Origin of the sequence: Prochlorococcus sp. MIT 1327, assembly GCF_047304785.1 — a bacterium.
GTDB classification, from domain to species: domain Bacteria; phylum Cyanobacteriota; class Cyanobacteriia; order PCC-6307; family Cyanobiaceae; genus Prochlorococcus; species Prochlorococcus marinus_D.
This window is the reverse complement of record NZ_CP138972.1, coordinates 2,432,480-2,447,873: the sequence shown is the minus strand read 5'-3', so window position 1 is coordinate 2,447,873 and position 15,394 is coordinate 2,432,480. Positions and strand designations below refer to the sequence as shown.

Annotated in this window: 1 protein-coding gene and 2 pseudogenes; all 3 read right to left on the bottom strand. The window is 41.9% G+C overall.

Features of this window, described 5'->3' with window-relative positions; translation table 11 throughout:
* Nucleotides 1-85: 85 nt before the first annotated feature.
* Nucleotides 86-3,433, bottom strand: a pseudogene (locus SIB80_RS12180) (leucine-rich repeat protein); the annotation flags it as partial.
* 1,062 nt (nt 3,434-4,495) lie between these two features.
* A pseudogene (locus SIB80_RS12175) lies at nt 4,496-14,269 on the bottom strand (Ig-like domain-containing protein); the annotation flags it as partial.
* A gap of 671 nt (nt 14,270-14,940) precedes the next feature.
* A complete protein-coding gene (locus tag SIB80_RS12170) occupies nt 14,941-15,129 on the bottom strand; it encodes a hypothetical protein (protein ID WP_063419456.1) in 189 nt (62 codons plus the stop codon).
* Nucleotides 15,130-15,394: the final 265 nt, after the last annotated feature.

Sequence of the window (15,394 nt, the reverse complement as noted above, 5' to 3'; positions counted from 1 at the left end):
TTTTAGCCTTTAAACCTTTTCCTTTTGGCTTTTGGCTTTTTAGCCTTGCTTCTGCTTGGCAGCCTTGTTGTTGGCTTTGAGGCCGTTAAGCGGTGAGCGGATCTTGGAATTCTGTGCCCTGCATATCACCATCGTTAGCAGTGGTATTGCCATCAGCGCCGATCACACCCACAGCTGTTGGGTTTTCCAGTGATTCAACAAAGTCATTGCCGGCTTCTAGGGCGTTTTGATCTTTAAAGGCTTGGTTATCCCAGGCGGCATCGCCTGTTGTTCCCTGGTTATCGAGTTCAACCCAGGAGATTTGATTAGAACCGGTAAAGCTTGATTGGCTTCCATTGGCGCCATTGATTGGTTGTTGATGCAGGCTTTGGCCCCAATCGGCATCCAAGACAGCTAGATCTGCCATCGAGATCTGGCCATCAAAGTTGGCATCCACTCCTCGCGCCACACTGGCATCAACAAAGCCATCATTATTGGCATCCACTGCATCGGGATGCTCACTGGCTTGTTGTTGTCTTGCAGCACCAGCATTGAGATAAGCCAGATCTTTCATTGAAACGCGGCCGTCGTAATTCAAATCGCCTTGGAAGGTGATCAGGTTTTTGGAGCCCTTTTGATTTTTAAAGACGTCTGAGCCTGTTGCTTGAAGGCTGAGGATGCCTTGGCTGAGATCAACAACATTGCCTGCTGCACCGGTGATCTCGATATCGGCAACCAGTTGCGCTGTTTCTTGACCTGCTTGCAAAAATGCGCCATCAACAAAACTGCCACTCTCGAGGTTTGTTGATGCTTGATAGCTTTCTGTTGAACTGATATAAAAACTGGAGGTATTCAACAAACTTGCATTGTCATTGGCAACTCCCGTAATCGCTATATTTTCGGCTTTGATATTACCTACATTGGTCCATTGGCTTGTGGCTGTAATCGTATCGCCAGTTCGTACCAGATTTGTTTGTTTTGAGTTATAAGATCCAATATCAAGATCACTACTTAAGATCAAGCCATCACCTTGCTCTTCTAGATTGATTGTTGCCTCATACAGCGTTACCTCCTCTCCTTCAACAGCTAAATCTCCTCCCAGTTCTCGCAAGCTCTTGATTTCGCGATTATCAAAACCACTCTCATCTTCTAAAGCTGTAGAGAAGACAGTCTCATCTTGATTGGCACTCAAGCCAAAGAACAGTGGTGTGCTGAGATCGTCAATGCTGCCATCTGAATTTTGATTGAGTTCGGCAAGATTAAGTTCATTGAAATTCAGGTCGATCGACGCCAAAACAGCGCCATCCTCGCCGATGCTCGCGCCGGCATCGGCTAGATGGTTTCCATAGAGATCACCTGGATCTAGATCTCCAAGACTTGCAGCAGCAATCCGGATGGTTCCCACATCATTATCGATGCGTACGGCATTGGCGATGGGTAGCTGCCCGCCAATGGTGATATCAGATGCTTTGATCTCATTAAAGAGATAGGGATCAAAGTTGATCGTGATATCTGCTGTTGCTAAGTTGTATCCAGCGGCCAGGCTCTTGGCTGTGATATCCAACTGATAGATATCACTGAGATCAACAGAATCACCAAGAACGGCTAATTGCTTTCTTGCTGTGGCTTGTTCTGCTTCTGTTCCTTCTTTTAAATGCAGGCTATAGCCAAGTTCGAGATCAAGCTCTAGTTCATCAAAATCTGCTCTTGCTTTATTCTCTGCCCAGCTACTTGCTATGTCGGGGTTGGTTCTGATGTCAGGTCCGGTTCCGATTGTTGTGATGACAACAGAAGAATCAAAAGCACTGGCATCGATCTCAAAACCTTCTGGAACAAAAACAGTCGTCAGGGGCGTGCCATCAAAAGCACCATCACCAATCGACGTGACGCTAGCTGGGATCTCAACAGTTTTTAGTTGAGTATTTGAAAATGCATTATCACCAATCGATGTGACGCCATCACCAATAACAGCACTCGTCAGTTGACTGTTCTGAAATGCATTATCTCCAATCGTTGTGACGGTAGATGGAATAACAACACTCGTTAGTTGCGTGCCTGAAAATGCCTCATCTCCAATTGATATGACGTTCTTGCCAATTACAACACTTGTTAGTGGAGTATCTCTAAAGACGCCATCACTAATCCTTGTAACGCTATCTGGAATAACAACACTGGTTAGTTGAGTATTGTCAAATGCTCCTTCTCCAATCTCTGTGACGCTATTAGGGATTTCAACGCTTGTTAGATGAGTATCAGAGAATGCGCCACGACCAATCGACGTGACGCTATCTGGAATAACAACGCTCGATAGATTAGTGCTTTTAAATACATTATCGTTAATCGAGGTGAGGCTAGCTGGTATCTCAACTTGCGTTAGCTCAGTGTTCCTAAATGCGTTATGAGCAATCGTAGTGACACCATTTGGTATCACTACACTCGCAAGTTGAGTATCATAGAATGCATTTGGACCAATTGATGTAACGCCGCTACCAATATCCACACTCGTTAGCTTGGTGCCAGCAAATGCAGATTCGCCAATCGAGGTAACGCTATCTGGAATGACAACACTCGCGAGTTGAGTATTTAAGAATGCGCCACCACCAATCGTTGTGACACCATTTGGTATCACTACACTCGCAAGTTGAGTATCAGAGAATGCATTTTGACCAATTGATCTAACGCCGCTACCAATATCCACACTCGTTAGCTTGGTGGAAGCAAATGCATGACGGCCAAGCGAGGAAACGCTATCTGGAATTACAACACTCGCGAGTTGAGTATTGAAAAATGCTTTATCACCAATCGATGTGACACTATTTGGTATCTCAACAGTTGTTAGTTGAGTATTGAAAAATGCATTATCACCAATCGTTGCGACACCATTTGGTATCACTACACTCGCAAGTTGAGTATTATAGAATGCATTTGGACCAATTGATGTAACGCCGCTACCAATATCCACACTCGTTAGCTTGGTGCCAGCAAATGCAGATTCGCCAATCGAGGTAACGCTATCTGGAATGACAACACTCGCGAGTTGAGTATTGATAAATGCATTAACACCAATTGATGTGACACTATTTGGTATCTCAACTTGCGTTAGCTCAGTGTTCCTAAATGCGTTATTAGCAATCGTTGTGATGCTATTACCAATCACAACACTCGCCAATGGAGTGTCCATAAATGCAGAATCGCCGATAGATTGAACAGAATCACCGAGTTCTACACTCGTCAATTGTGTGTTTTGAAAGGCATTATTACCAATTGATGAGATGTTATTGCCAAGATCAACACTCGCGAGTTGAGTATTGAAAAATGCATTATCACCAATCGATGTGACACTATTTGGTATCTCAACAGTTGTTAGTTGAGTATTGAAAAATGCATTATCACCAATCTCTGTGACACTATCTGGTATGACAACATTCGCCAAATCTCTATCCTTAAATGCACTATCACCAATCGATCCATACCCTTCTGGAATAGTGACTTGATTGCCTTGATCTAAAATGAGCGCTATCGCTTCTGACTGATTAAGAGTTGAGCCTATTTCTACTATTGGGCCATCATCATTAACAGAAGCCGCTAGAGCTTCTCCAGGTGTAAACAAGAGCGAGAAGGTTGAGCTTGCACCTGGCGGGGCTAATGCTGATTGCGCCGAGGCTTCTTGTGGCTTTAGTTGCCTGAACTTCAGTGTATATTCTTCTCCCGATCCCGAAGCTGAATAGTCAAGGCTATTGCTGCCTGTTCCCGTAACAGTGCTAATAACATTGTTGTTGGAATCAAGGATCACGGCTTCGTATTCTGCGCCGTCAGCAACATTCACCTCGACATTCATGTTTTGCTGGATACCCGACAACGCTGATGTTTCTATGTTGTAGTAAAGCCATTCGCCATCTTCTGTTGCCGATGAAGGAGAGGTTGTGCCAAGTGTGAGTTCAGGGCCAGCAATCAAACCTAATTTGGCGGCTTTGTGTTCTAGGTTGTTGTAATTAAATGATGGAGTGGGATCATTCGGCAGGTTGAGGGTTAGTAAGGAATTTGGTATTGGTGCGCCATTATTTTTGATCTCTAGTAAATAATCATCAGCTTCTAGACCAACCAAATGAATCTTCTGGCCATTTGAATCGGCTGAATCACGTAATTTTTCACTATGGTTATTGGTCCATAATAGTACTTGCAAGTCAGAAAGATCTTCTGTTGGCGAGGAGAGTTCTACAGTTGTATCGTCGGCTGCTGCATCAACCAAAGTGAATCTAAAGTACTTTGAGGTTGATTCGTCTACTGCCAAGCTATCGATATCGATGTCATTACCACTGAGGCGGCCTAAATTAAATGCCTCCGCAGCAAGGTTATTAGCAGCCGACCAATCATTAATAGGAGTTAAAAGAAAATCGCCAGTTGCTGCTTCGGCTTGCCCTTCAAGGAAACGATGCCATTGGGTATCTTGATTAAACTTAGAATGCCGAGGATCAGTAGTAAATGAGATGGAAATGCCATCACTTCTCTGTGCATCATAATTTTTATTGATTACTGCAGTTTCAACGGATTCAACAACATTTTGAGCTGCAATTCTTACAGATTCAGGCAATTCACTGGCGTTGCTTACAGAACGCATGAATTGACCAAGATCAACTGTCATCCCAGCACTCGCACCCTTGCCATAGCTAGGAGCAAATGAGCCCGCAAGATTGATACGGTGGCGTTCTTTAGGGCTCAAGCCATCAGTTGAGTCGACAAAAGCAGAAAGAGAATCTGCAAGAGCTGTTAATTTGCTGGTATCAATTGCAGATAAGGTATTCTGAAAATTAGAGCCTTGTGGATAATTGATCTTAAAATCTTCAATCATGCTCGAAGCAAGATCACGAGCATCTATTTCATAAGGATATCTATCTAACCATTGTGCATGGCTTCTATAAGTTCCACTTCCGGCTCCTGATATCTGTTCACTACCGATCGTAAACTGTGCAGAATCTTTTAATTCATAGGCCAACTCGAGGGTGCCGGTGAGGCATCCATCCATTCGCAATAATTCTAGATCTATGGATTCATCTGTTTTAAGTTGCTCGAGGGATGCCGCCAATTCATCTACATGGAGCGGTGCGTTGACTTCATTGTCAGTAATAATCGATCCCAAGCCAAGTGAATGGCCATGAATAAATAAGGCCTGGTTTTCGGCAGGGGCGACACGATTGGCCCATTGAATAAATTCAGTAACTGTGGTTGGATCGCCCATATTCTTTTCCTCTAATACTTCAAAATCAGAGGAAATCCATTTTGTAGTGTTATCGCTACGCAGGATGGAACGGCCTGTCGTATTCCACTTAGCTTGTTCGCCAGCGCCAGTAGATTTATTAGCATCTAAATCAACCCAATCCGGCTGATCCCACATGACTGCAAAATTCACCTCATCAGGTAAATCCCATTGCTTAATTTGAGCCTCTAAAAGATTAATTGTATAGTGCATATCAATGTCTTGATAGGCTGGGAAGTAATACATGATTGTCCATGCATCCTTCCGATCAGGATTTGTTGGTAAAACATAGTCAATTTGATAATTATTAGTAGCTTTATCATTACCATTTGAATTAGGTTCGTCTAAATCAACTCCGCTAACCCTGATTGAATACTGACCAGGCGCAACCCCTTCTAGAGAGAGATTAGATCCGAAAGGTTTTTGAGTAGAAGATTTAACAATGCTTTCTTGATCGCTGCTGTCACTATTGCGATCGATCAAATCAAACTGCAGCTCTCCATCATTAATAAAATAATCGAGATTAATATAATCACCTGCTGCGCCGGTATACTTGGTTTCAAAGCCTATATAGTCAACATCATTGCTATCGTGAATCGATAAGTTGTATTGACTGCGTCGGCCAGTAAAAGCCCCAAGATCATACAATGTTTCAGGGCTATTATTAACTTCATAGGGATCAGCAGATATAGTTTTTTCAGGTAGATTAAACTTTAAATCATAGTCTGCTGAATACAAATAAGCTCTATGTGGTACTACGGCCAGCACATATTCACCTTCTGGCAAGCCGTCGAGATTGATTTCTTCATTATCGGAATTACTAAGTGCATCCTTGGAATAATATAGACCCTGTCTTTCGCCATTGGAACCGGTTGTGTTTGCAAAAATATTGCCTTTGAACCAGTTGCCTTGCATCCATATGTCTTCTAGCTTGCTTCTAAAGGCTTGATTGTTTTGATCAAACAGAAACAAGTCTAAATCCATATCCCATTGTTCAAACTCTGCTTGAATAAAATGATTCTCATTGGCATGATCGCGCAGATTGAATTGGTAAAAATCTGCATCACTCGGATTAGAAATCGCTGTATTGGTTAACTCCTGCTTGCCGACAAATTGGCCAGATGCTAATGAATTATCAAGTTCATAGGTGAAAGCATCAAAATTAAATGCGGATTCATCATATACACTATTAAACCAATCATTCGTACCATGATCTTCATAGACATCTCCGAGAGGCTTTGGAAAGTTTAGATCGCTTGTCGTTATATTTCTATTTTTATATTCGTCAGTAAAATATATTTCTCTACCTGAGTAGAAAATCATACTGTAGGGCGTAGTATTTGTAGTATCATCAGTGCTGACTCTGAAGTAATAACTACCCGGGCCGCGTTCTTCGAAGCTGATGCTCTCTTGACCCTGCCCTGATGTTAAGCCAATTATTGGGGTAAGCTCCGCCTCTCCAGGGAGTTTTTCAAATACTTCGAGCGTGACATTGGCATCCCTCGGATCATAAAAAAGGCCTGCGGATGACTGAAAATGATGTGTTACATCGATCTGATACCAGTCTTCTTTATTATCAGGGCTTAATGTTGCATTGACTGGTTCCCAACTTGGACCTGTTTGAAGCCCACCGGAATTAGCAGGTAATGTTGGAAGGATCTCTTCATGCCATTCCGGGCCATCAAATCTAGTGGCTGGAGTAAAGGCTTTATCGTCTGAGAATACTGAGAGGGCAAGTTCTATATCTTCTTTTGTTGTTTGATTGTTTAAGGTATCTTCGTATGTGAAGGGAACAACTGGTAGTTCGTAGTTAAGAGAATAGCTATTGTTTTGTCCTCTACCAATAACCTTGAGGATATAGTCATCAGCTGGTAAATCAATAAGTTCAATTCTTTCTGTATTGGCAAAACCATGGGAATATTCAAGAATATCCTCACCATCTCCACTCAGTAGCTCAAGGTCTACATTACCGAGGTCATTCCAGAAATTAACTTCAACAAAGTTCTTTTCTGGCTGCCATCGGTTGCTTGAGCGATAGGGTGTGGAAAACTTGTAGTAATCTATAAAATTATCATTACTAAAGGAGAGTTGAGAAATCTCGCCCTTTAGATTTTGCCCATCATTGCTCGAAAGGTAATTACCAGTTAAGTAAGATTCACTATTCAACTGTTCGTCTTTTGAATCCGTAAGCAATTGTGCTTGGGCAATCGTATGATTCTGTCTGCCAGAAGTTGTTAGGATACTATTTTTATCAGTTATGATTTCAAAGTCATATTGATTAGGGACACCAGAAACCACGGCTTGATAGTTGCCAGCTTCAATACCATCGAGAGAAATCCACTCATGGTTAGCATTTTTAGACTGACTAGAGATATCAGATGACTTGAGCACAGCCTGATCTGATGGCCTGATGAGTTGAAGCTGAAGGTCTCCTTCTTGATGCTCAAAGGTAATGCCAATGCCTTGATTCTTTGTGCCAGCAGTATCAAGAGAGAATGCGCGTTTATCTATATCTTTAAAAGAGATAGTCTGATCCAGCAATTGCGTATGCGTAGAAACAAGCCCGATATCGATGGTTTCGTCTAAACCTTCTAACTTCTCATCGAAATTAACTGCTGATAACGACTCATCAAAATAGGGTATATTGGTCGCAAGTTGATATGTGATCGGTTCGAATTGGTAGTTTGAATCAACAGCCCAATATTCATTGTCTGGCTCGTCGTAGTTAACTTTGATTATATATTCACCAGGCTGGTAGCCAGCAAGCCCGCCGCGCTTTGTATCCTCAATACTTCGATCATTGTTGGTGACACGGGTGTATTGTACATCTCCATAAGGATCCAAATATCCTATATCTTTCAATATACTAGTGCTTATAGTTCCACCAATATTTGCATTGTCAGAAGAGAGGTTTATGGAATCAGTTGCTAAACCTTCTCGATCTAGAGTAAACTTAAAATAGTCTTTATCCTCTGAATAATGAAGGGTTAAATCGTTGATGATTATATCTTTATTTGATGATTGATCTATCTCAATGGCATTAGCGGCCGTATCTAAAACATCGCGCTGATCATAGATGTCGCCTAGTAGAGAGTTTGGAGGGCCATTAATTTCAATTGTATAGTCTCCTCTCTTCCCTGGTCCTACAGTGAGAAGGTATTCGCCTGGCTCAGGTGGGTTAAATTCCTGATAAACGTTGCCAAGGCGAAAATCATTATGTATTCCCGTGGAACCCCAGAGAATATTATGGTTTCCTTCGTGGTAAGAATGTGCACTTCCATTTCCTGAACGTGCTCCCCATTCTGCAGGATGATTCGTTTTATCATCGCCGAAAAATTTACTGGGGTCATAACGAAAGTCTTCATTGATCAGATCGAATCCAGGAGACTCATACCCTTCAGGAGAGGTAACTTTGATAAATCCATCTTCTTCAAATTTATGGTTAAGAGTGAATGAATATGTATCATAATCTCCAACGCCGTTGCCGGTTGGGTCCAGGCTAGTGATGAGAGAATCACCACGCTTAAGGCCTTGATCTAGATTTGCAGAATAGATGGTACTAGTACCATCTATATTATTACTGATAACGCCTAGGTCTGTAGCCTTGTCTAGATTTAGATCATCCCAGTAGTTGACATCATTACGGCCTGCTTCTGAAGCATCATAGTCATCAATTGATAATGGTTCGGAATAATGAAGGTTGATGTCGAGCCTGTAATCACCATGGTCTGCTAGCTCAGGCTGCGTATTATTTGATAAGGTTCGATCAACCTGATCAGCCTGGACTTTTAGATAATAATCACCAGGTTCTAAACCAAACTTGATGTCGTGCTTAGGCAGTATGATTCGATTGCCGAATACATCTGTGGTTGCCGCTGAATTATCTAACCCTAGAACCTCTTCAGCTTTATATACAACCTCTTGATCTGAATTAAGCAGGTATAAGTCGATATCCTGTTCGCTAGAAATGAGGATATAACTGTGAGCTATTTGGTTTGGGTCACCTAATTGATAGCTTTCATTTTCAGCAATTGTAAATTTGTAGAAATCGTCATCCTGCTTGTCATGCAGGCTGCCTCTTACAGATTCATATCCCTGCCAGATTTGTTTATTATTTAACTGCGTTGCATCCTGCCATCTGTCATTGCCAGTTGCTCCTTCATGTTGATCTCCTGCTCGGCTTCCATCCTCAAGATAGTTGGAGGTATCAAATTCGATATTGTATTGATTAAAGCTATCATGCCACTCGGCGCCTGTATTATATAAAGATCTAACGACCAGGCCATAGTCACCTTCTGGCAGCCCAAATAATGAAAAACCGTCCTTATAACCATCTTTTGATATCGATTGTGTAAAGTCTTCGTTCCAAAGTTCTGCTACTAGATGGTCCCAACGTTCTTCTCTCTCATACGTACTATCCCCACTACTAAAGAACCCTCCATCATGGGTGACGTAAATACTGTCATTCAAATGCTGATCACCCTTTAATGAGAATGTAAATGCATCAATCTCAAAGCGGGGATTAGAAGCTCCTTGGCTCTGCATTGGTACGCCAAAGCTCAATATTGGCTCTCCTGTGTTCATAGTCAAATGCTCGATATCAAATGTCAAATCATTTAAGACAACATCGCTATTGATTTCACCTAGGGGGGTAGCGGTTGATTTATGATCATTTCTATTCTCTCCTTCGTATTGATCTTTCTCTGGATACAAAGTATCTGGAAGAGTTGTAGGCGGTAAAAAGAGATCTAATTCATAGCTAACGTCTTTATAGATTTGCTCAACTCCACCATATGAGCTTTCAGTATTGTATTGTTGGATTGGAACCCCATAAGCACTTAAGTAATAATCAGTTCCTGGGAAGAAAGCATGTTCGCCATCACTAAAAGCCGTTAAAACAGTTCCATGGCTGAAAGTATGATCGGTATCCCTAAAGCCATAAACTTCGGTTTCAGGAGATAAACTTTGGTGGATCTTATCTTTTGGTTCATTGAAATAATTCTCACCACTTTCTGAAGTCCCCGGCCTTGCACCATAGGGTTGTTGGTTCTCATCATGTAGACCTAACTTTAGATAGCCACCATCTTGATCTCTCGTTAAATGTATTTCGGTAAAATCAAAATGGGTTCGCTCTTCAACTTGGAATTTAAAATAATCGATATCGTCTTGAGAATGTAATGTAAGGCCAGGTAGATTGTAATGGCCTTTTAAAACGCCTAAATCAACAGCGGTAGCGAATGTGTCATTAGTGGCTTGATCTAGATCATATGAATCCTCAACGATGAAAGGCTTTATATTTTCAGTTTGCTCGCCTATTCCTATCTTGTAATGAGTAGGTGTTAATGAGCTTAGCTTGACAACATAATCGCCAGCCGCAAGCCCAGCCAAGGGAATGGTTGTGTCGTAATCCGCTGAACTACTTAAATCACTACCAACGGAGATCGCTGATTTGATCCATGTTGAAGCATCTTCTTGATATAGATTGATATCCTGGCCTCTAGAGCCTGGAAGATTGGTATAGATATAGTCTTGAGCAGTGCCTTCAGATATCAAGCTGAATCGATAAGCATCTACATCATCCTTATCATGAAGAGTTTTGTTGTATATCATTTTGTCGTCTCTCGATAGAGACAAATCAACAATTTGCTCTGCTACACCAAGCTGATCATTTCCATCTCTATCCTTAGAAGTTTTGCTATAAGTATTCGAGTATTGCGGTAGATCCTGTTTGCTATCGATTTCAAGTGTATAAGTATTCGTTGCTCCATCAACGCCAGATATTTTTATCAATCCTGAAGTCGTCCACGATGGATTCTTGCCATCAACTGTTGACTCATTATCATTGTACGTAGAGATGCTATTAATAACCGATCCGTTATTTTCACGGCAGAACTCAAGTTTTAGATCACCTGATCCATGGGCAAATTTGACTGATATATCTTCAAATGAGAATGGATAGGAATAATTAATGTCAAAGTAATCGACATCATCAGCAGAGTCGATAGAGAGATTTCCAATACTAGTTTTTTCAGCTAAAATGTTGAGCAACGCTGCATTTTCTGGATTGTCATTACCCGAACCCTGTTCATATTGATCAGGTGTGGTTGCTAAAATATGATTATTTTCAAATTCAAGTTGATAATAGCCAACTTCTTCTGTAGGGCTTGAAACAACAAGATCATAAGTTCCTGGAAATAATTTATCGATGGATAGCGACTCTCCTTGCCATTCAGCCTGTTTTCTTAAACCAGAGAAACTGTGATCGCCTTCGCTCTTTAGGCGCGAGCCAGTGCGATTTTCGGGGATTGCTGTGGTTTTAACAATTGGATCAACTGCATTTTCTAAATAGAGCCCGAGTTGCAGATTGGTTTGATCTCTATCAAAAATCAAATTAATATCTGCTGCTGTTGAGTTTTCTTCAATATTGAATCGATAACGATCAACATCGTTGCTGCTATTAATCGCATTAAATGAGGTTGTTAAGCCAATATTTGCTTCGCCCAGATTTACAGCTTCTATGTTTAAATCTTCATCTTGCTGGCTCGCAAGAACACTGGAAAGAGGATCAGGAGTTTCAAAATATAGGCTGTAAGTTGGCGGAGCTGCGTTACCCATCGCCCCCAACTCTGATGATGTCTTGAGTAAGTAGGCTCCAGCCTTGATACCATCTAATGACAAGGAAGTATTTTTAGAATATTCATTTTCTTTCTTGTCTCCTGCGTATTCTGTCTTTAATAGATTATGTGACGCATCATATAACGCCAACCTTACAGTTCTATCTGAAAAATCTGATGAATATGCTGTAATAGAATGATCAGATGTTGCGTCCGTCTCTAGATAAAATTCAAAATTGTGAGGCTTGGAGGTCTGGCTTGTTCGTAAAGTTTCTATTTGCGGTGAACTCGCTGAGCCGCCAACATAAAAGTCGCCTGATACCTTGCCTAAATTGAAAAATTGGCTATTTAGTGAGTCGTGTAAATAGGCGTTGTTCGGTTTTGTATTATTGGCGTTCGCTGCTATGTAAAATGGTGTGCCTATCTCATCACTATTGTAATTTCTGCTGTTAAGAGCACCAATCGATTGATCTGTTTGATAATTAATATCTCCAACAACCAAATAATATGTTTCGCCATCTACTAGCTTGCTTGTAAAATTTGAGCTAGAGCTTTCATGCTCAATAAAATTACCACTGCTATCGTAATAAGTTTGTGATACTGATTGGTTAGAATTTGCAATAAAATTACCACTGCTATCGTATGGTCTTGCTGTTAATTTGGAATTTGGTGAAATCTCAGCAAATTCTTGCCCATCTGAATAGGTAAAAGAATAAACTTGTCTGCTGTTTGCTTTTAAACGGTGTTCAATCCGATCACCAGTTAACGGAGTAATTGCTCCTTGATCTTGCGCATATGTTATTTCACTACCTACATTAAAATCTAAAACCGTGCTTATGTCTTCTCCGGCAGCAGATTGGAGTTTGTTGTTCTCTTGCTCTGGAGCTTCATAGCTTGCTTGAATTGTTTTACCCAATTCAATAGCTGTCTTGGGTGTTAAGCGAACTGTATTGCCAAGGATGCGATAATTATCAATTTCGATGGTTTCATTATCGGCTTTAATTGTAAATGCACTAACAGGTGTTAGGTTTTCTCGACTTAGATTTTGATTGAAATAGAGTATCACCTCCTGGTAATCATTTGATGCTTCAGTTTCTACACTTCTGGTATAGTCTGTCGGAATGCTTGCCGCATGTGTTAACTGTGGCGGCGAGCTAGGAGTTGTTCCTGTTTTGAATTCTATAGCAGATTGCCCTGCTAAAGATGAACTATTTCCATCCCTATCTGTAACTACATCTTTTAAAATCTCAATCTTATATTGGCTCGACTCATCCAGGGCTGTTGTTGGCTTGATAAATAATCGATTGTCTTTTATGGTGACTTGATCCGCATCATCAATGATATCGATCAGCCTTGTATCACCTTTGTCATTTGAAATTTTAATATTACCGACACCACGTTTGATATTTTCGCTAAAGCTGAGTTCAATTTTGCTTCTTGGATCAATATCGGTGCCGTTAAGTTGTGGGCTTGCTAAATAAAGATCTGGGGTAGTTTTATCCGCTGCTAATGAAACAGTATACAAACCTTTATTCGCATACAAGCCTTCGGCTTGCACGCTTGCGTAATAGGTTCCAGGATCTAGTCTTCTTTCAATTGTTGCTAACCGATCAAGCCCAAGTTTAGGGCTACTAGCTGCTTGTTGAGCGATCTCTTGGCCTTGATCATCTAAAAGCTTCAGGAGGTTATTGATTGTGCTCCAATTGCCAGGATGCTCTAGAGAAATTGAGTAGTCTCTGGTGTCATTAATCTCTAACTTGATCCAGTCAATATCATCATTTTCAGCAAGTAACTGCTTAATCTGATTAGCGTTCTGATCTAGATCATGGTCGTAATTAATTACGGCTGTGGTGCTGCTGTCTGCAGGTAAGTCAGCAGCAGCAACATGGAAAGACCAGCTTGTTGGGTCTGATATACCAGCGAAATAGTTCCCTGCAGGATCTTTGAATGCATTATCATCGATCAATATGGAATAATCTTCTCCAGCGCTGAGCTCAATTCTGCCAGCGTCCAGGTTAAAATCATCTCCACTATAAGAAGGCCATTCTTCAGCCACTGAGATTTGCCGTGTTACATCTGTTCCATTGGTGATTGTTATATTTCCTTCACCAGCGACGACATCCTCAGTGAAGGAGAATCGAAACCAAGGTGTTGTTCCCGGAAGGATCGCGTGAACTTGTTCACCGTCGTACCTTAACCAGTTCCCAGAAGCTTTTATATTATCCACCGTTGGAGCAGTTGTATCTAGTACTATTTCTGTTTCTGAAGTGTTAAATGTAAATATATTCCCGTCAAAACCTGGAAAACTATTGCCAGCTTCATCTCTTACTGCATCCTCGCCGATTGAAACACGATATTCTGTATTAGGGCTCAGCTCCAGAAGCGACAAATGTGGGTCGAGGGTGTCAAACGGTTTAACCATAAGTTGATATCTTCCAATCGAATCAACATTTGATACATATTTGCCTGTTGATCCAGCGTATTCCCCCGCGTTTTGTATTTCTAAGTTAGTCTCATTGTTTCCATTCCCATCTGCTGTTGTTCCAGTAATCGTTATTGAGCCTTCTCCTAACTGAATGGGCTCGTCAAAATAAAAGTTAAAGTAAAAATCATCTGGCGTATATGTAAGCTCAAATCCTTCCTCTTCCAGAGATTTGACTTCAATTGTCTCAAAGTTTCGGTTGTTGGGGTATCTGCTATCTAGCCAAACTTCATTATAAGGTCCCCAAAAGTGTCGATCAACGTCTAGCTGAGGTGGTGTCGTATCTTCTGGGCTGGCTTCAGATGCAGCGACAACAGATACTGCTGAGAATTCGGTTGACAGATTGTTCGTTAACGCTGCAGCCGAGTTCGGCGTTGTAAGGCCTAGCGCAATGTTTCCCCCATTGGACGCATCTCCGGCTTGCCCCGCTACAGAGCTTTGTTCTGCCATAGCCGTTGTTGCCAAGGCGTCATGGCCGGCGCTATTGGCAGCAGACGTGTTAGCAGGGCTGGTATTGCTGTTATCAGTTGCTTCTCCATCAGCCGCAAAGCTTTCTTGGCCTGCATTGATGCTGGCCTGATCGTCTTGTTCGTTGCTGTGATCGAGGTTGCTCATCGCCGCAAGCCTCGCCAGCGGCTTAGAGCTAGACCGTGCCCTTGGCGATGCTCATTCCTATGGCCTTGGCCTTGCCCTACTTCTACCTCACCCAGCGCTGGCAGCTTGATCTGCAAGCAGGCTGATCCATCAAGGAGCCCGCTCAGCTCCCTGGCCAAAAGATCAGTGGTGGCGGGGGGTAGCACCTTACAAGCGGTTGATCAGCACAACTTCAACCCTATTTCTAGGGGAAAACGCTTATCTCAGGCAATCCCCTGCCAGAAGACTTATCGATTCACTGCCGTGATGTGGTTGAGTGTGACTTAGCAGAAGAGCTGGCTCAAAGGCTTGCGAGAGCTGCTTTTTTGCCTTTAAGCCTTTTCCTTTTGGCTTTTGATCGATGCTTGATTGGTTAGTTACTGCCCTAGAGCTAGTTCTGCTGTTGCTTGCTTTTTTAGCCTTGCCTCTACC